Origin of the sequence: Larkinella arboricola (assembly GCF_003259745.1) — a bacterium.
Taxonomy (GTDB): domain Bacteria; phylum Bacteroidota; class Bacteroidia; order Cytophagales; family Spirosomataceae; genus Larkinella; species Larkinella arboricola.
The window spans coordinates 427,479-446,612 of record NZ_QLMC01000003.1 but is presented as its reverse complement, the minus strand read 5'-3'; the positions used below and the strand labels follow the sequence as shown (position 1 = coordinate 446,612).

The 19,134-nt window shown below is 52.9% G+C and carries 17 protein-coding genes and 1 tRNA gene; 7 read left to right on the top strand and 11 right to left on the bottom strand.

The window, feature by feature from the left end; genetic code table 11:
• Positions 1–42 precede the first annotated feature (42 nt).
• A complete protein-coding gene (locus LX87_RS13240) occupies positions 43–1,377 on the top strand; it encodes a dihydroorotase (protein WP_111628717.1) in 1,335 nt (444 codons plus the stop codon).
• A gap of 47 nt (positions 1,378–1,424) precedes the next feature.
• Here the strand turns inward: LX87_RS13240 and LX87_RS29115 are convergent, their stop codons facing one another.
• Positions 1,425–1,628 (bottom strand): hypothetical protein, encoded by a 204-nt coding sequence (locus LX87_RS29115; protein ID WP_111628716.1) that lies wholly within the window; start codon positions 1,626–1,628, stop codon positions 1,425–1,427.
• A gap of 140 nt (positions 1,629–1,768) precedes the next feature.
• On the opposite strand from LX87_RS29115, the gene LX87_RS13230 reads away from it, so the two are divergent.
• The 3 genes from LX87_RS13230 (at position 1,769) to LX87_RS13220 (ending at position 5,394) form a co-directional block, all read left to right on the top strand.
• Positions 1,769–3,178, top strand: coding sequence for a BatD family protein (locus LX87_RS13230; RefSeq protein WP_111628715.1), 1,410 nt, complete (start codon positions 1,769–1,771; stop codon positions 3,176–3,178).
• 96 nt (positions 3,179–3,274) lie between these two features.
• Complete coding sequence (gene aroC, locus LX87_RS13225; protein ID WP_111628714.1) at positions 3,275–4,357, top strand: chorismate synthase; 1,083 nt, start codon at positions 3,275–3,277, stop codon at positions 4,355–4,357.
• An 8-nt stretch (positions 4,358–4,365) separates the two neighbouring features.
• Positions 4,366–5,394 (top strand): FAD:protein FMN transferase, encoded by a 1,029-nt coding sequence (locus tag LX87_RS13220; RefSeq protein WP_229310650.1) that lies wholly within the window; start codon positions 4,366–4,368, stop codon positions 5,392–5,394.
• A 38-nt stretch (positions 5,395–5,432) separates the two neighbouring features.
• On the opposite strand, the gene LX87_RS13215 is transcribed toward LX87_RS13220, so the two are convergent.
• From LX87_RS13215 to LX87_RS13205, 3 genes are all read right to left on the bottom strand, one after another.
• Positions 5,433–5,825, bottom strand: coding sequence for an ExbD/TolR family protein (locus LX87_RS13215; RefSeq protein ID WP_111628713.1), 393 nt, complete (start codon positions 5,823–5,825; stop codon positions 5,433–5,435).
• A 91-nt stretch (positions 5,826–5,916) separates the two neighbouring features.
• On the bottom strand, positions 5,917–6,621 hold the full coding sequence (locus tag LX87_RS13210; RefSeq protein WP_111628712.1) for a MotA/TolQ/ExbB proton channel family protein: 705 nt from the start codon (positions 6,619–6,621) through the stop codon (positions 5,917–5,919).
• A 153-nt stretch (positions 6,622–6,774) separates the two neighbouring features.
• Positions 6,775–7,746 (bottom strand): zinc-dependent alcohol dehydrogenase family protein, encoded by a 972-nt coding sequence (locus LX87_RS13205; protein ID WP_111628711.1) that lies wholly within the window; start codon positions 7,744–7,746, stop codon positions 6,775–6,777.
• A 167-nt stretch (positions 7,747–7,913) separates the two neighbouring features.
• On the opposite strand from LX87_RS13205, the gene LX87_RS13200 reads away from it, so the two are divergent.
• The 3 genes from LX87_RS13200 (at position 7,914) to LX87_RS13190 (ending at position 11,302) form a co-directional block, all read left to right on the top strand.
• Positions 7,914–8,522: a HupE/UreJ family protein gene (locus LX87_RS13200; RefSeq protein ID WP_111628710.1), complete on the top strand. Its 609-nt coding sequence runs from the start codon at positions 7,914–7,916 to the stop codon at positions 8,520–8,522.
• A gap of 211 nt (positions 8,523–8,733) precedes the next feature.
• Entirely contained in the window at positions 8,734–11,127 is a 2,394-nt protein-coding gene (locus tag LX87_RS13195; protein WP_111628709.1) for a M1 family metallopeptidase, read from the top strand.
• 101 nt (positions 11,128–11,228) lie between these two features.
• Positions 11,229–11,302, top strand: a tRNA-Pro gene (locus LX87_RS13190).
• Positions 11,303–11,416: 114 nt separating this feature from the next.
• Here LX87_RS13190 and LX87_RS13185 read toward each other — a convergent pair.
• The 7 genes from LX87_RS13185 to uxuA all read right to left on the bottom strand — a co-directional run bounded on the left by LX87_RS13185 (position 11,417) and on the right by uxuA (position 19,127).
• The gene (locus LX87_RS13185; protein WP_111628708.1) at positions 11,417–11,947 is read right to left on the bottom strand and encodes a DUF4199 domain-containing protein; all 531 of its coding nucleotides are present in this window, start codon (positions 11,945–11,947) and stop codon (positions 11,417–11,419) included.
• A gap of 113 nt (positions 11,948–12,060) precedes the next feature.
• On the bottom strand, positions 12,061–12,540 hold the full coding sequence (locus LX87_RS29330; RefSeq protein WP_111628707.1) for a response regulator transcription factor: 480 nt from the start codon (positions 12,538–12,540) through the stop codon (positions 12,061–12,063).
• A gap of 62 nt (positions 12,541–12,602) precedes the next feature.
• The gene (locus LX87_RS13175) at positions 12,603–13,991 is read right to left on the bottom strand and encodes an enolase C-terminal domain-like protein (protein WP_111628706.1); all 1,389 of its coding nucleotides are present in this window, start codon (positions 13,989–13,991) and stop codon (positions 12,603–12,605) included.
• A 15-nt stretch (positions 13,992–14,006) separates the two neighbouring features.
• Positions 14,007–14,888 carry a sugar phosphate isomerase/epimerase family protein gene (locus tag LX87_RS13170; RefSeq protein WP_111628705.1) on the bottom strand — a complete coding sequence of 294 codons (882 nt, stop codon included), beginning with the start codon at positions 14,886–14,888 and terminating at the stop codon, positions 14,007–14,009.
• Positions 14,889–14,912: 24 nt separating this feature from the next.
• Positions 14,913–15,689 (bottom strand): SDR family NAD(P)-dependent oxidoreductase, encoded by a 777-nt coding sequence (locus LX87_RS13165; RefSeq protein ID WP_211325306.1) that lies wholly within the window; start codon positions 15,687–15,689, stop codon positions 14,913–14,915.
• Between the two features lie 22 nt (positions 15,690–15,711).
• Positions 15,712–17,817, bottom strand: coding sequence for an alpha-glucuronidase family glycosyl hydrolase (locus tag LX87_RS13160; protein ID WP_111628704.1), 2,106 nt, complete (start codon positions 17,815–17,817; stop codon positions 15,712–15,714).
• Between the two features lie 71 nt (positions 17,818–17,888).
• Positions 17,889–19,127 (bottom strand): mannonate dehydratase, encoded by a 1,239-nt coding sequence (uxuA, locus tag LX87_RS13155; RefSeq protein WP_111628703.1) that lies wholly within the window; start codon positions 19,125–19,127, stop codon positions 17,889–17,891.
• Positions 19,128–19,134 lie beyond the last annotated feature (7 nt).

Genomic DNA, 19,134 nt, shown 5'->3' with positions numbered 1-19,134 from the left:
CCGGTAGCGGGAGGTTTCGGCTTCCCGTTCTACCTTTGCAGCATGAGCAGTCTATTGATCCGTAACGCCCGGTTGATCAACGAGGGCACAATTCGCGAAACCGACGTTTTTTGCAAGGATGGTTTTATTGAACAGATCGGGTCCGGTCTGCGTCAGTCGGCTGATACCGTTATTGACGCGAAAGGAAACTACTTGTTACCCGGTGTAATTGACGATCAGGTCCATTTTCGGGAACCCGGTCTGACCCACAAAGCCACCATCCGGTCCGAAGCGCGTGCGGCTGTAGCCGGGGGCGTTACGAGCTTCATGGAAATGCCCAACACCGTTCCGAACGTGCTGACGCAGGAATTGCTGGCTCAGAAGTACGACATTGCCGCCCGGACATCGCTCGCCAACTATTCGTTTTTTATGGGTGGCTCGAACGATAATCTGGACGAGGTACTGAAAACGGATCCGGAAACCGTCTGCGGCATAAAAATTTTTATGGGTTCGTCAACCGGCAATATGCTGGTTGATAACACGAAAGTGCTGGAAGAGGTATTTCGGCAAAGCCCGATGCTGATTGCGACGCACTGCGAGGACGAAGCCACGATCCGGGCGAATACCGCCCATTACCGGGAAGTCTATGGCGATTCGGCCACGGCGGCTCTTCATCCGCTTATCCGCAACGAAGAAGCCTGCCTGAAATCATCTTCAATGGCCGTTGAACTGGCCCGGAAGCACAACACCCGGCTGCACATTCTGCATATTTCAACGGCTGACGAGTTGCCGCTGTTTGACAACACCGTTCCGTTGAAGGAAAAACGGATTACGGCCGAGGTATGTGTCCACCACCTCTGGTTCGATGCCGACGATTATGCGCGGTTGGGGAACCTGATCAAATGCAACCCGGCGATCAAAGCTCCGCACCACAAGCCGCAACTCTGGCAGGCGCTGCTCGACAACCGGCTGGACATCATTGCCACCGACCACGCGCCCCATACGTGGGACGAAAAGCAACAGCCGTACTGGCAGGCACCGTCGGGTTTACCGCTGGTGCAGCATCCGTTGCTGCTCATGCTGGAAGCCGCCAGCCAGGGAAAACTGCCGCTGGAGAAAGTGGTAGAAAAAATGTGTCACGCCCCCGCTGACTGCTTCCAGATCGACCGGCGCGGGTATGTTCGGGAAGGATACTGGGCCGATCTGGTACTGGTTGATCCGAATCAGAAAACGCCAGTTGATAAAGGCAGTATTCAATACCAGTGCGGTTGGTCGCCGTTGGAAGGGACCACGTTCGGAGCCGCCGTAACACATACCATTGTATCGGGCCATGTGGCCTATGCCAACGGACGGTTTGACGAATCAACACCGGGTAAACGCTTACGGTTTGTCCGGTAACAAAAAAGGGTCGGCTGGAAGCCGACCCTTTTTTGTTTATAGCTTGCCTAAGCAAGCTTTCGCCTGTAAAAACATCGATTAAGAACGGTTAAGTATAGATTACTAAATTTCTCGTAGCACCAGGATTTTAATTGTTTTACCTCCTCCGGTACGAGAAGGCCAATCGCTTTTTTCAATTCCTTCTCAAACAGCTGCTTGTCAAAGCTTACTTTTTGAAGGATTGTCTTGATGTACTCCAGCATTGTTGCCATACTACATACTACGGTTTTTTGGTTAGAGTTTTGAGGATCTACTCCACTAGTCTAAAAGATAGCCAACATCGAGAAAGTCAGTCCGTCGCTATCTCAAAATTGTAACGCGTTGTCCTTATTTTTGTTGTTCAAATTTAGACATGAAATTTTCAAAATTCCAATTATTAGTTGCATTATTTTTTTACGGCCCGCTGAACCTGAAAGGGTTAGCTCAGGAGCGCTCAGTGGCTATTGAAATAGGCGAAACCGATATTTCGATTGAACGGCCCTTTACCATTTCGGTGATCATCAAAAACAGCGATTCCCGGCCCATTATCAACTTTCCCGCGATCAAAGGCTTCATTAAAAAAGGAACGACCACCAGTGTAACGCCCGCCGAAATAAACGGCAAAACCGTTGTTTCCCAGCTTATTACTCAATCGTATTCCGCAGTTGGCCCGGGCCAGTATCGTTTACCGCCTTTTGAACTGGTAGTGGGCGAAACGACCATTCAGTCCGAGGAAGTGATTATTACCGTCCGGCCCCCGCTTACTTCGAAAGACACCCTGGCAACCGAGGTAGTTACTCCGGCTGCCATCGGCAAAAACGATGCTTTCCTTTCCCTGAGCACTTCCAAGCATACCGTGTATACTGGCGAAGGGTTTTCGCTAAAATTGTCTTTTTTCGTGGCCGAATCCTACCCGCTTGAATTAACATTTTATGAACTTGATCAACAGCTGCAACAACTTCTGAAAACATTGCGTCCGGCCAATTGCTGGGAGGAAAACGAAGGGATTACCGACCTGACACGGCATCCGGTGTTACTCAACGGAAAGCGTTTCATGGAGTACCGGATTTATCGCGCTACCTTTTTTCCGCTCAATAAACAATCTATCCGGATTCCGGCGGTTAGTCTGAAACTACTCCAATATGGGGTCGCAGCCAAACCGGGCGGTGAACGCAAAAAAGAAATCGTATCCTTCGCAACCAGCCCGCTGGCCATCACGGTGACGCCGTTGCCGCCCCACCCCCTGCGCGATCAGGTAGCGGTAGGGCAATACCGGCTTCTCGAAAACATCCTGCGGAAGAATCCCGCCGTGGGGCAGAGTGTACAGTATAATTTCCGGATTACGGGCGAAGGCAATATTGCGTCCCTTTCAGCCCCGACCCTCTCTGATTCAACGACGTTTGACATTTTCCCGCCGAGTGCCAAAGAGTCCATTAACCGGTCTGGTGGCAGGGTTTCGGGGTATAAAAACTTTTCGTACGCCCTGATCCCCCGGCGAAACGGCAAGTTTCCCTTGGCCTCCTATTTTCAGTGGATTTATTTTAACCTGAAACAGCAACGGTATGACACCCTGCGCTCGGCCATTACCCTGCGGGTAGGTGGAACGGCTTTGTCGGAAGGGGATACCGTACAAATTAGTTTACCGGGGTCTATTTATACCGGCATTGAGCAGACGGATAGTTCGCGACAGCCCATTAATTTTCAGGAACTGGTGCGATTCGGGGTAAATATCCTGCTGGTAGGCATGATTCTGGGAATGATGTATTTATTTTGGAAAAAATAAGTGGAGACAGGAGCGGATAGACAAAAGACAAGAGATAAAAGAATAAAGACGGATGTTCTCTCTTCTCTTGTCTATCCGCTCACTTCTAAGTAAACAATGAGCAGTACATACGGCACGCTTTTTAAAATATCTACGTTCGGCGAATCGCACGGCGCGGCCATCGGCGTCATCATTGACGGGTGCCCGGCGGGGCTGGAAGTCGATACCGCCTTTATTCAATCGGAGCTGGACCGCCGGAAACCCGGCCAGTCGCGCATCACGACCCAACGGCGCGAGAAAGACGAATTTCAGGTTCTGTCCGGCATCTTTGAAGGAAAAACCGAAGGAACGCCCATCAGTCTGGTGATCTGGAACGAAGACCAGCGCAGCAAAGACTACTCGCACATCGCCCAGCAGTTCCGCCCTTCACACGCTGATTACACCTACCAGCAGAAGTACGGGGTGCGCGATTACCGGGGCGGTGGACGCAGTTCGGCCCGCGAAACAGCTGCCCGGGTGGCCGCCGGAGCGTTAGCTAAACTACTATTGAAGCAACAGGGCGTTACGGTTCAGGCGTATGTGTCGCAGGTGGGTAGGCTGAAACTCGAAACACCGTATCAACAACTGGAACTGGCCAAAGCCGAAGAAAATGCCGTACGGTGTCCCGATCCGGAACTGGCGCAGCAGATGTTCGACTACATCGACGAAACCCGTAAGCAGGGCGATTCGGTGGGGGGCGTAGTATCGTGCGTCGTAACGGGTGTTCCGGCGGGCTGGGGTGAGCCGGTTTTTGATAAACTCCACGCCGAACTCGGTAAGTCCATGCTGAGTATCAATGCCGTAAAAGGCTTTGAATACGGCAGCGGTTTTGCGGGAACCGAACTCCACGGTTCGGAACACAACGACCAGTTTTACGTCGACGAAGGAACGGGCCGTGTTCGGACAACGACGAACCATTCCGGCGGGATTCAGGGCGGCATTTCCAACGGCGAGGACATTTATTTCCGGGTGGCGTTTAAACCCGTAGCCACCATTATGCAGGATCAGGACAGCGTGGATGTAAACGGCAATCCGGTGGTCGTGTCGGGTAAAGGACGGCACGACCCCTGTGTGGTTCCGCGCGCCGTTCCGATTGTAGAAGCCATGGCCGCGCTCGTGCTGGCCGATTTTTACCTGCGGAACAAAGCAGCAAAAGTGTAGCAACGGTTTTGGTCAATCCTGCAATCCATCAACGACAAACGGTTTTCGGCCCGGGGCGGATTACGGCTTGCCTGTTGTTTTGCTTCACGCTCCTTGGCTGGCAAACGCAGGCCCAGTCGTTGAAACGGTATACGTTTGATCGGGGCCTGTTCGGAACCGAATACCGTAAAGTTTTTTACGCCCCGGACGATAGCACGGCCCAACGGGTTCGTCGGGCGGTGGACGCCCGGATGGATTCCCTGAATGGGGTCATGAGTGATTACCTGGACGGTAGCGAGATCAACCGGCTTTCGGCCACGGCGGGTTCGGGGCAGTGGGTCAGTGTTTCGCCGTATTTGTACGACGTTCTTCTGAAAGCCGTCCTGATGGCCCGCAAGTCAGACGGTTTGTATGACCCCACCATTGGACCCTTGTCGCAGCTCTGGCGCCGGGCCGTTCGGCGGAAAATCTTTCCCTCCAAAGCGGAATTGAGAAAAGCACACCGGCTGGTCAATTACCGGTATATCCGGTTTGATTCGGTGGGCCGGAAAATTAGCCTGAAAAAAGCGGGAATGCGGCTGGACGTGGGCGGAATTGGTCAGGGATTTGCCAACGACGAAGGCATGAAGGTGCTTCAGCAAATGGGCATCCAATCGGCCCTGCTGGATATTGGCGGGGATATTCGGGTGAGCGAACCGCCACCGGGCGAATCGGGCTGGCGGGTACTGACGGGTTTTGGCGCAGATACCACCACCTTGCTGCTGAAAAACATCGGTATTACGGCTTCCGGCGCTACCTACCGGTATCTCGAACACCAGGGCAAACGGTATTCGCATCTGATGAATCCGCGGACGGGTTTGGGGTTGCTCCACCATGTTCAGACGACGGTTCTGGCCCCCGACGGTACGCAGGCCGACGCCCTGACCAAAGTATTCAGTGTGGCTGGAATCCGGAAAAGCAGGCGCCTGATAAAACGATTTCCGGGTGTAACGGTCTGGGTCGCCGAAAACCGAAGCGGTAAACTGACCCGTTGGACATCAAAAGAAAAAGACCGGTAAGCAGGGCTCGCCGGTCTCTGTATTGCTGATGGTCTGAATTATTTTGAGGTGGCCATCACCATTCTAATGTTCAGCTTGGCACCCGTTTGCAGAATGTCAACCAGATCCTGAACGGCCAAGGTTTTATCCACCCGCACTACAATTGTCGGTTCGGCTACGTCTTTCATCACCGCCTGTAGCTCCATTTCCAGGTTTTCGGGCGATACCGGGGTTTTATCGATAAAATACCGTTTCTCGGCGTCAACGGAAAGGGTCACCTGTTTTTTGCTCAATTGCTGCGAAGACGACGCTTTCGGCAGCATCAGTTTGATAACGTTCGGGTTGGCTACCGTCGAGATAATCAAAAAGAACAACAGCAGGAAGAACATGATGTCGTTCAGGGAAGAGGTGGCCACCTCGGCGACAAATTTATTTTTTCTTCTGAATTTCATAGAAGGAGAGGATAGAATAAAGACAAGAGACAAAAGAGGGTTATAAACGGTCTTTTATCTCCGGTCTATCTTCTCTTGTCTAACTTAAAATTTATCGAACCCGCGCGGCTTCGGTTGGTTTCTGCAACACTTCCATAAACTCGAACGAGTTGACTTCCAGCTTCAGCGTGAACTTCTCAATGAGCATGTTAAGCAGGTGGTAGCCGGTGTAGGCAATAACCCCCACAATCAGACCGGCACCGGACGTGATCATTTTTTCATAAAGACCACCGGCGATAATTCCGACGCTGATGTTGTCCGACAGCGAAATGTCGTAGAAAATCCGGATAATCCCCGAAATGGTACCGATAAAACCGAGCATCGGCGCAATACCGGCAATTATCCCCAGATAACCCAGGTTCCGTTCCAGCCGCGACAACTCAATCTGTCCGACGGTTTCCAGCGTTCCTTCAATGTCCTTAATGGGTGAACCGATGCGTCCCACGGCTTTTTCAAAAATCCGGCCAATGGAATTCCGCTGGTTTTTACAGAAGGATTCGGCGGATTTAATATTGCCCTGCATCACCATATCCTTCACGTTGTCGATGAAATTATCGTCGACGCGGGTATTGCTGCGAATAAACAGCCAGCGCTCGATAATGAGGTACAACGTCAGAAAAAACAGGATGGAGATCGGGACCATGACCCAACCGCCTTTGGCGACCAGATCGAAGAGTTGCATACTTTGGGCCGGAGCTGCGGCTGCCGTAGAATCGACGGCTGAGGTACCCGTCGTCGGAACTTGTAATAGAATCATGTGCGCTGTAAATCAGATAATCGGTTTTATCGTTGCCACTAAACCGGTGCAGAAGCCTTGGTTTGTCAACGCCTTTCTGGCCGGATTTATTGTAAATGATACGTGTCCAAATATAACGAAACAATACAGAGAAATGGTTAGAAAACTTAGTATTTAGGCTTTTAACAGAATCTTTCCGCGTCGTCCGGCCCGTTCGCTGTGTTCAATGGCTTTTTTCAGGTCGGTAAGCGGATACGTTGCTTCGACCGGTAACTGAATCTGGCCGCTTACGAGCAGCGTAAGCACATTGCGGGCCACACTCTGCCGCTTCTGGCTGTCGACCCGGCGCATCCAGTCGGTCAGCCAGAATCCTTTGATGGTGAGTTCCCGGAAAATAATCAGCCCCGCATTGAGCGACGGGTTTTGCAGACTCAGCACCCCGTAGAGCAGCATCGTACCGCCTTTGGCCAGGCATTTCAGCGCGTCGGATGTGGTGTTGCCGCCCACGGCTTCCAGCACACACGAAACGCCCCGCCCCTGCGTAATGGCTTTGACGCGGGTTGTGAGTTTTTCCTTTTCGGTATTGATAATTTCGGTTAATCCGAGGGCTTTCAGTTCGTGATCAAGGTCGTTGTGCCGGACCGTACCGATGGTCTGAATTCCTTTCATTTTGCACAACTGGATCACCAGTTTGCTGAACGACGATCCGGCGGCTGTCAGCAGCACCCACTGCCCCGGCTGAAGGCCCGACTCTTCCACCATGGCGTAGGCCGAGAACGGGTTGACAAACAATTGGGCGGCTACCTCGTCGGACAGTGCATCGGGCACCGGAATCAGACTGCGCTGGTTGGCCAGCACGTATTCCGACCAGGCTCCGATGGCTGTAAAGCTCACTCGGATGCCCGTGCGCATGGTAACGCCTTCGCCCAGTTTGTCGACAATGCCGACGCCTTCAAAACCCGTTCCGGAAGGCAATTCGGGCTGGGTGCCGTACATATTCTGGACAAACAACAGATCCGACGGATTGATCGGACTGGCGATGACTTTGATCCGGACCTCACCGGGTCCTGGTTCGGGTAACGGGGCTTCAATAACCCGGAGAACGTCGGTCGGTTTGCCAATGGACGAGAAGGTAACGGTTTGCATGGGTAAGAGGAATGTTGTTGGGCGAACAAACGTATATTCCGCAAAAGTACAAGGCAATCTGTAGTTACCGATTGTAAAGTAGGTCTGAATAGACAAACTTTCTATTTTTGCGGAATTCCACCGAACTATTCTATCCCCAACTCCATTAAATAGCATCAATCTGCCGTATGAGTGAATTCTGGGCTTACCTCCAACTGGGCTTCTCGCACATTACCGATCCGGGTGGCTACGACCACATTTTATTTGTTATCGCGCTGTGCGCCATTTATACGATTAACCAGTGGAAACAGGTCCTGATTCTGGTGACGGCTTTCACGATCGGTCACTCGCTTACGCTGGCGCTGGCCACCTTGCAGGTCATCAATTACAGCACGGATTTGATCGAACTGCTTATTCCGGTAACCATCCTGATTACGGCCGTTACAAACTTGTTTTACAAAGTTCCCAAAAGCCTGTTTACTGAACATCCCAAACAGGCGCCGGGGCGGTATGTGCTGGCTTTGGTGTTCGGCCTGATTCACGGGATGGGTTTTTCCAATTACCTGCGGAGTCTGCTGGGGCAGGAGTCCGGCATTATTAAACCGTTGTTTGCCTTCAATCTGGGTCTGGAACTAGGACAGATTTTTATTGTGATCGCCGTGCTTGTAGCCGCCTTTTTCCTGATCGAACTAATGCGGGTTCGTCGGCACGACTGGAATCTGGTTGTTTCCGGTATTGTGGTTGGAATGGCGCTTTCGTTAATTATCGGCAACGAATACCTCGCCGGGCTTTTCTGATGCACGCAGTTCATTGAACGAATAGCGGCAAATCAAACACGGATTTGCGTTTATTCTTAGGTTCAGGGACTTGTGGACTAGGAAAATAAAAAGTATAAATAGAATCTTTAATAGCTATGGCTTTCCGGACGTTTATCGGATACCTATAGTTAAAGGCTTTTTCGTAATTTCATTGCTACATTCATCACAAATTTTATTTTGACACCTAACTATGAAATTTAGATTTCATGTATTGGTTGCGGGATTGACCGCAATTGTATTTGGTGCTAAGGCCCAATTGCAGCCATCGCCCAATTACAAGGCCAACGACCGCTTTGAACAGATGGGACCGTTGTTGCCGACGCCCAATACGTTTCGCACGGCTTCGGGCTCACCGGGCCGGGATTTTTTCCAGAACCGCGCCGACTACGATATCAAGGTTGAACTCGACGACGCCAACCAGAAAATTATCGGATCAGAAACGATCACTTACTTTAATAGCTCGCCCGATGAACTGAAATATATCTGGCTGCAACTGGAGCAGAACCTGTTCGAAAAAGGCTCCATCGGCGGAGTTACCCGGACCGGAAGTGTAAATGAAAACGGGATGTCAGCGGCTTCTTTGAGTGCGCTGACGGCCACCGGCGGCCGGGCAGGCCGAAACAGCGGTCCGGATCGGGAATACGGTTATAAGATCACGGCGGTGAAAGACAAAGCCGGAAAACCGTTGAAGTACACCATCAACGGAACCATGATGCGCATCGACCTGCCCACACCGTTGAAAACGGGGCAGAACTTCTCATTTGGCGTTGACTGGAACTACCTGATTACGGAGTATTACGGCCGCAGCGGGTATGAATACTTTCCGAAAGACGGCAACTACAACTACTTCATCGCGCACTGGTTTCCGCGTCTGGCGGCTTACGACGATGTGAACGGCTGGCAGCACAAGCAGTTTCTGGGTCAGGGCGAGTTTACGCTCATTTTCGGTAACTACAAAGTAGCCATCACCGTGCCCAACGACCATATCGTAGCGGCATCGGGCGAGTGTCAGAACTACAAACAGGTACTGACGCCCACGCAGCAACAACGGATGCAGAAAGCCGCTAACGCCAAAACCCCCGTTGTGATTGTAACACAGGCCGAAGCCGAGGCCGCCGAAAAAGGCAAACCGACGGGCAAGAAAACCTGGATTTACAAAGCCGATAACGTGCGGGATTTTGCTTTTGCCTCCTCGCGCAAATTCATCTGGGATGCCATGCAAACCGATGTCTACGGCGACGGCAAGAAAATCTGGAGTATGTCGTTCTACCCCAAAGAAGGTAACCCATTGTGGGAGCAGTATTCGACGCGGGCCGTTGAGCATACGCTGAAATCGTACGGAAACCGCACCTTCAAATACCCGTATCCAGTGGCCATTTCGTGCCACGGTACGCCGGGCGGTGGCATGGAATATCCGATGATCAGCTTCAACGGCGGTCGACCCGAACCGGATGGCACCTATTCGGAAGCGGTAAAAGCTGGCATGATCGGAGTGATTATTCACGAAGTGGGCCACAACTTTTTCCCGATGATCGTCAATTCCGACGAGCGGCAATGGGCCTGGATGGACGAAGGGCTGAATACATTCTGTCAGTACCTGGCCGAAAAAGAGTGGGATTACAAATTTCCGACCCGTCGCGGTGAGCCCAACCAGATTGTCGACTACATGAAATCTGACAAGTCGGTTTTGTCCCCGATAATGACCTCATCCGAGAACGTGATTAGTCTGGGGCCGAACGCCTACGCAAAACCGGCTACGGCCCTAAACATTCTGCGGGAAACCGTCATGGGTCGCGAGCTGTTCGACTACGCTTTTAAAGAATATGCCAACCGCTGGAAGTTTAAGAACCCCACCCCCGCCGACTTCTTCCGCACGATGGAAGATGCCTCGGGCGTTGATCTGGACTGGTTCTGGAAAGGCTGGTTCTACGGCGTCGAGCCCGTCGATCAGGATTTGGTCGAAGTGGACTGGTTTACGGTCAACACCCAGAACCCCGAAGTCGAAAAAGCCTTGGCCCGTGCTGAAGCCGAGGCTAAAGCCAAGACCATGAGTAAGATCCGCGATGCGGCTACCAAAGATCAAACCGTGGTTGCTCAGGATTCGACGATGAAGGATTTTTACAACAGCTACGACCCGTTTGCGGTGACGGAAGCCGATAAGCAGCGGTATCAGGCATACCTGGCGAGCTTGTCAGATGAAGAGCGCAAGACACTGGAATCAAAAAATAATTTTTACACGCTGACGCTGAAGAACAAAGGCGGCTTACCGATGCCGGTGATTATCCGCATGGAGTTTGAAGACGGTACGGATTCGGTGGCTCGTTTTCCGGCCGAGATCTGGCGGTTCAATGATGCGCAGATTCAGAAGGTGATTGCCACCTCAAAGCGGGTGGTGCAGTGGACGCTGGACCCCTTCCAGGAAATTGCCGACATCGATACCGACAATAATTCATTCCCACGGGTGTCGAAGCCGACGCGTTTCCAGTTGTTCAAGCAGCAGAGCCGACGTCCCACCAACCCGATGCAGGAGCAGCGCCCGGCCACACAGCCACCGGCTCGTCAGGGGGGAGCTAACAAAAATTAAACGGATCTGCGCACGAAAGTTGGTGAAAAACTACTCCTTCGCCAACTTTCGTGCGCAGGTACTATGCAGTGTGCGTAACTTTTGTATATTTGCACCCGATTCGGGATGTAGCACAGCCAGGTAGTGTACTTGCATGGGGTGCAAGGGGTCGTGGGTTCGAATCCCGCCATCCCGACTGGCCTACAGGCGAAACAGAAATTTCTGTTTCGCCTTTTTTGTTTTATACCTGATGAAGCTGAACCAGATGCCGCAGGTTTCGCCAAAAACCGCCAGGGTTCTTCATGGCCCTTTAAGCCGGCTGCGTCTGGTTGTTCTTTTTAAGGAGGAATGCACAAATCAGTGAGATAACCAAACCAATCGGTAGCACTTCGGAATAGGTTAGCAAAACCACCAGCAACGGGTTTTTATACATTTCCTGATAACTTTTCATTTCGTCGGCTTTTGTCGCAAGTTCTGCCGCACTGGCCCCGGCGGTTTTGGCTTCTTTCAGAACATGCGCTGTGTATTTATCCATGAAATCCGGCATAAATACGTAATAATCAATCAGCCAGACGAGCACATACATTGTGGAGGCAATCAGGGTGATAGACAAACCGATTTTAAACGCTTTTCCGAACGAAATCACGCGGTGGTTGTAGTTGTCCCGGTAGTTTTTAATGCCTACAAAAATCAGTGAAAACGCCAGCACCATCGACGCGTAGCCCAGCGCCATGTTGCTTTCGAAATTTTCGTTAGCGTAGCATAGGGCCGTCGAAATGATCATCGTCGCGGTGAGGATAAAACCGGCGATGAGTCCGCAAATCAGAATGATTTTTTTCATGAGGAAGGAAGTTGATATCGGGGCAAAAGTGGGTCGTCAGGCTGATTTGGCGCTCATTCTTTCGGGTGATTTAGCCAGTCTGGCCTGAAAATCCTACTTAAGAAGGATTGCCATCAGGGAATCAGACGGAGCCGTCTGGCTTTTTCGACGGCCTGCGTCCGACGTTTTACATCCAGTTTTTCCAGCACATTCGACGAATGCGTTTTGACGGTATTGAGCGATACGAACAGACGGGCTGCGATTTCCTGATTGCTCAATCCTTCGGCGATCAGTTGTAGCACTTCCAGCTCCCGTTTGCTCAAACCGGTTTTGTCGAGTGCTTCTTCGTTCAGGCTGAAAACCGGCGGGGTGGGTTGATAAACGGCTTTTTCGACAACAACGGTTTCTACTTTGGGGCGGGTCAGCTTTTGCGCTAGCCAGATGCCTAAACCCGTAAAGAGCAGGGCAATGGCACCAACATAAATTTCGATGGCGTGGTTGACGATCAAAAACCGGAGTTCCAGCCATTTCAACAGAAACAACAGCAACGCCAGCGAAATACCGTAGAGGATGGCGATCTTGTTTCGGATCAGAAAACGAACGAGTCCGTGCATTTCTATTGACAGGGTGTTGGCTGGAAACAGAAAAGTAACGGTTTGGAACGGTATTTCCGAGCCTATTTATCCGCAAAAAGCGCTTCGTAATGCGCCGACGGTTCCAGAATACCGCCACTCTGGTCGTAGAAAGACTGGTCGGTCGGGTAAACGCCTTTAACGGTTTTCGTCCAGGCTGCCCCGGCTTTGGGATGATACGACATGAGTTTATCCCAGTTTTTGTAATACTGATGCCCGTTGGTTTCCTGCAAACCGACCGTCATGCCCGGAAACGGCGACAACCGGGCCGCTACGGCTTTGTTCCAATCCACCAGAATCGGATTAACCGTCAGGTCGGCGCAGAAACAGGGGATTTTCTTTTCGTACGCCAGTTGCGTAATTTTCATTGTCATGCTGAGCGTTTTAGCAATCGCTTTCACGGCAATGGCCGAATAGCCCTGCTCAATCCGGCGGGCGGCATCCTCGACGGTATGCGCACTTTCGTCGGCAGCCACCCGTACGCCCAGATCACCCACAAACACCTCGTTGTTTTCCTCAAACGGTTCTTCAATCACCGCAATCTGGTCGAACGCACCGATTTTTTTGGCGTGGTCCAGAAACCGCAGCAAGGTTTCTTTCTTCTCGTAGCGCCCGTTAGCATCGAAGTAATACGGTATTTTACCGGTTTTCGTGTACGGCGTTTCGTAATGCCCGATGGCTTTGTGGACCGCCGTCAGAAAGGCAATGTCCTTCTCGATCATCTCGGCCTGCGTTCCAGCCGAACCGGTTTTCAGCTTCATGATAAAATAGCCTTCGTCAGCCGCAGTTTTGATGCGTTCGGCGGTGGTGCCCACGCTGAACGACGGAATGCTGGCCACGGCTTTATGCCGATACGACAGGCCCGGTCGGTAAGCCGCCGGAATCATGTCGTCGAAGCGAGTTAGCTTATTTTCCTGCGCGTAGAGCAGCCAGGCGGCATTATCGACGCAGACCAGCGCATTCAGCGCGAACGTTTTCCGCAAATTCGGATTCCCGGTAATTTTTTTGCCGTAGGCCAGCACTTCCGGCAACACTGTATCCAGCAACTCGACCGGCGTGGTAAACGAGGTGCCTTTGATGAGTTGCAACGCCCGTTCGCTCATGGCATACATCAGCGCGTTTCCGGCACTTTCGGAATGGGCGGCAAATACGCTGGAGTCTGACCACAAAACGCCCTGCGTTCCCAGCCCGATTTTTCGGATGCCCGATTCCGATTCGAGCAGCGCAATGGCCTGCCAGCTATCAGTAATCGCGCTGCCTTTAAACCGGTATGGATTCAGTGGTTCGCGCTCAAAATTGGAGCTAACGTTGCGGATTTTGATGTTCGCCAACGGTTTTTTCGGTTTGCTCATCGCCTGCGATTCCGGCGAAAAACCGTTCAGGCCAACGGCGGTTAAGGCACCTGTGTATCCAAGAAATTCCCGGCGGTTCATACGTTCTGCCAATTTTTAAGCCTGGGAAGTCATTTTCTCAAAAAGCTGGCGCTGTTCGATCAGGGCCGCTACTTTGTCGGTTGGGTTGGTGCGGCATTCGAGCAGAATCCAGCCTTTGTAATTGTTCTTCACGAACAGATTCATCAATTGCTGATACGGATAGCTGGTGTCATTCAACTCGCGGACGTGGCAGATGTCGCCAAAGCGGTTTTTGACCAGATTGAAGTTGTATTCCAGCCCTTTTCCGTTCAGATCTTCCGGGTTACAATTCCAGCAAACCGTCGCATTTTTGTTTGGCGCGTGGTCCATGATGGTTTTGATGTTCGGCAGTTCCTGCGTTTCGTTGCCGTGCACTTCCAGGCGAATCTGCTGCCCGAAATCAGCCGCGTACTTTGCCAGTTCATCCAGCGAGCGACCTATCTGTTCCAGCGTTTTTTCCCGGGGTACGTCCTTGTGAAACTGGTTGGGCTTCACCTTGACGCCCGAACCGCCCACGTCGGCGCTGAGCCGAATGAATTCCTTCGTGCGTTCAATGGATTTTCGCAGTCGTTCCGGGTCCGGGGAATCGTACTGCTCATTGGTTCCCAGACCGACCACTTTCACCGGGCTATCGGCAAATCGCTTTTTCACTTCCTGGCGTTGGGCCGCGGGCAGCTCAGGCATCACACCGTGGGCATGCTCGACCCGCAGTTCCACGCCCCCAATTCCGGCGGTGGTACAGTTTTTAATCAGGGTCGGAACATCCCAGTCTTTGCCCCACAAGTAGGTCACCAGTCCCAGCTTCATCTGCGATTTTTTGAAATTGGGAACCGCAGCGATAGATGAACCGGCCAGTAAGGAAGCTCCAGTCAGCAGCGATACTTCTTCAAGGAAGGTTTTTCGGGTTATTTTATTCATGGCTAAGGAATAGTTACGCTTGGTTTAAAATCCGATGGAATTACCGCCATCGACGGGCAACGAGGCACCGGTAATATAGCGGGCGGCTTCCGACGACAGGAAAACGGCGGCATAGCCAATGTCTTCCGGTTTGCCAAAATGGCCCATCGGCGTCCGGCGCATGGCGCGGTCGCGCCGGTCGGGATCGCCACCCATCGCAATCTTGCTCATGGCAGTTTCGATAAATCCCGGAGCAATGGCGTTGACCCGGACGTTGTGGGGCGAAAACTCTGACGCCAGCACTTTCACCATGCCCTCCACGCCCGATTTCGAGGCTGCATAAGCGGCCACGCGATCAATACCGTAATAGGCCGCCATCGACGAAATCATCAGGATAGAGCCGCTCCGCCGGGGCACCATCCGCCGGGCGCAGGCCCGCGTTAGCGCAAAAACCGCCGTTAGGTTGGTCTGAATGATGCGGCTGAATTCTTCGTCGGTGACTTCCAGGGCCGGTTTTTTCAGATTGATTCCGGCATTGTTTACCAGAATGTCGATCGGCCCGAGCGTCGTTTCAATTTGCTCCACCAGTCCTTCCAGCCCTTCCAGATTCGCGACATCATTGACAAAATAGTGCGCGTTTTCGCCCAGTTGGCTAACGGCTTCACGGAGCGGCTCTTCCCGGCGTCCGGTAATCACGACGGTGGCTCCGGCCTGCACCATGCAGCGGGCAATGTCAAAGCCTATACCGGTTCCTCCGCCAGTAATCAGGGCCAGTTTGCCGGTTAATGAAAATACATTCGGTTGATTTTCTATTGATTGCACGTTGTTGGGGTTTAAAGGCGGCTTATCGGACCAGATAAACCTGTACTGATTCCTTGACTTCTTTTAGGGTTCGATCCGGTTTTTTGAACGGTTTGGGAATGGGTTGCCGGGCAAATTCCTGGAGGTACAACACCCAGGCGTCGCGCCACCAGATGGCTTCTTTCTGCTGCGTCGCCAATCGCCCGGCTACATTATCGAAGGTTTCGGGATCTACGTCTTTTTTGACCTGCGCCCACTGTTTTTGCAGCCAGCCGACCGAATCGGCACCGGTATAAAATCGCGTACAAAGCTCATCCCAGAGCGTCCGGCCCGAACTCAGTTTTTTCGCCCACGGAACATGGTGGAACCAGAGCAAATAGGGCAGCGGGCAGGTTTCCGGATTATTCCATTGCTGCTGTACTTCCGGGCGGTATTGCGCCAGGGCGTTGCTGCCGCTGGTCGTGCGGTCGAAGCCCAGACCCGTGGAGTCGGCGCGGTGATAATAAACGGCGGTCCAATCCGGGCGCGAACTGCGGTTTTGCCAGGGTTCCGGCGCAAAATGCGCGCCCGTCCACGGACGCGAAAGGCCCAGTGGCGTGTTGTAATTGACATAAATCTCCCGCGACTTCAGCAGCATCTCCGTGACGGTTTTGACCGATGGCGGTTCCGTCGTCAGGGTCATTTGGGTCCATTCACGGGCGATGGCTTCCGACGACAGCGTATGATCCCAGGCCAGCCGTCCGAAGGCATACCAGTTGGCCTGCGCGAGCGGGTGGCCGGTCCAGTTGCGGTCGGAGCCGGTGTTGGCGACGCCCGCAATGGCGGTCAGTGGGTAATTGTGTAGACTGCCGTCGATGACTTTCGCCACGGTTGACCCCTTGCCTTTTACATACGTATCCGAATCGAGGCATTCCTTGAAAATAGGCGCTTCATAAACGAGGTGCGTTGCAAAACCGAGGTATTCCTGGGTGATCTGAAATTCCAGGCCCAGTGGCGTTTGGGGCATCATGCCGAAGATGGGCGAAAACGGTTCCCGGGGCTGAAAATCAATCGGGCCGTTTTTGACCTGGACAATGACGTTTTTCTCAAACTGCCCGTCCAGCGGTTTGAATTCATCGTAAGCCGCTTTGAAACGGTCGGCTTTTCCATCGGCTTTGTAGACGAATGCCCGCCAGATGACAATGCCTTTGTGGGGAGCCAGCGCTTTGGCAAGCATGTTGGCGCCGTCGGCGTGGGTGCGGTTGTAGTCCTGCGGACCGGGCTGCCCTTCCGAATTGGCCTTGACCAGAAAACCGCCAAAATCCGGAATGAGCTTGTAGATCTCGTTGGCCTTGTCAGCCCACCATTTATTGACTTCCGGATCGAGCGGGTCGGCGGTTTTTAAACCACCAATCGTTTTCGGTGCCGGAAAGTAAACGGATAAATAGATTTTGATGCCGTAGGGCCGGAACACATTCGCCAGGGCGGCTACTTTCTCCAAATACTCGGCGGTCAGAAACCGGGAACTGGCGTTGACGTTGTTGACGACGGTTCCGTTGATACCGATGGAGGCATTGGCGCGGGCGTAATCCCGGTAGCGCGGGTCGATGCGTTCGGGCAGTTCGTACCATTTCCAGAGCGACGAACCGGCGTAACCCCGTTCGATGCTGCCGTCGGTATTGTCCCAGTGGTTCAGCATCCGCACCCGAATTTTCGGATTGCTGGTCAGCGCAAGGTTGCCGATGGGTTGCCCGGTTTGCAGGTGGCGCAGGAACGCAAACGCGCCGTACAGCACCCCGGCGTCGGTTTTTCCGGAAATGGTAATGTTTGGTTGGCTACGGATTTGATACCCTTCGTCGTTCAGTTGTGGCAGACTGGTATCGGTTTTCAGGATAATGCCACCGGTTTTGCCGCCCGCGCTGGCGACGATCGGGACGGTTTTTCCGAGTAAGCCCCGCAAACCGGTTTGCAACTCTTCGGCAGCTGTTTTCAACACCGGGGAATTGCTATTGAGCACGATGAACGGGGCCGAACGGGCGTAGGCGGCTCGGCGGCTGGCGTCGTTGATCAGGTCGTATTTCAGCCACAAGCGGTAACCGTCGTCACGGTCCGGCGCTCCGGCGTGGCAGAGTGAGGTGAGCAATACGAAGAATAAAAGCGTATACTTCATGCTTTTAAAAGTTGTTTCGCGGAGGACATCAGAGTTAAGCGGAGCCTCTGATAAACTCCTTTTAACTCCGCTTAACTCTGCGAAATAATTTGATCTTCCAATGCCCGCGTAATTCCTAACTCAAGCCCGCGCAATTCCGCTAGTCCGCGCAGACGGCCAATGGCCGAGTAGCCCGGATAGGTTTTTTTGTGCAGGTCGTCGAGCATCTGGTGGCCGTGGTCGGGGCGCATCGGGATGGACGTAACGCCCACGCCGGTTTGGGCCCGCCGGTTTTGTTCCAACACAATTTCCTTGATGACCGCATACATATCCACATCGCCCGCCAAATGGTCGGCTTCGTGGAAATTAAGCGGGTTGCCCGAATCGTCGGACCGTTCCCGTTTCGTCGTTCGCAGGTGAATAAAATGAATCCGGCTGCCAAACCGCCGGACGATGCCGGGCAGATCGTTGTCGGGCCGGATGCCCAGCGAACCGGTGCAGAAGGTGATCCCGTTGGCCGTCGTGTCACAAGCTGCCATCAGTTCGGCCAGATCGGCTTCGGTGCTGACGATACGCGGCAAACCCAGCAGCGGCCTCGGCGGATCGTCGGGGTGAATGCAGAGGTTGATGCCCACAGATTCGGCCACCGGCGCTACTTCGCGGATGAAATGATAGAGATTGTCCCGCAACGTCCGGTCGTTGATGGTAGCGTATTCGTCCAACAAACCCTGAAACGTTGATAATGTGAACGCTTCTTCGGAACCGGGTAAACCGAGCAGGACAATGTTGCTCAGTTCGGTGATTCGTTCGGGCGTCATCTGGCTAAATTTGCTCCGGGCGGCTTCGATCACTGCCGGTTCATAATCCGCTTCGGCGCCGGGGCGTTTCAGAATGCAGAGATCGAAAACCGCAAAATCTTCCCATACAAACCGCAGCGCCAGCGAACCGTCGGGCATTTCGTAGCTCAGGTTGGTTCGCGACCAGTCGAGCACCGGCATGAAATTGTAGCAAACCGTGGTGATGCCGCAAGCCGCCAGATTTCGCAGCGACTGCCGGTAATTTTCAATGTACTGATCGCGCGTCGGACGGCCTTTCTTGATGTCTTCGTGAACCGGCAGGCTCTCGACCACCGCCCAATGCAACGGGACATACCGTTCGTTATCGGCTTCGATCAATTGTTTTCGTTTCTCAATTTCCGCAATCGTCCAGACGTCGCCGACCGGAATCTGGTGCAAAGCCGTCACCACCCCGGTACACCCCGCCTGACGAATATCCATCAGCGAAACCGGATCGTGCGGCCCAAACCAGCGCATCGTTTGTAGCATTCCCATTAAAAGC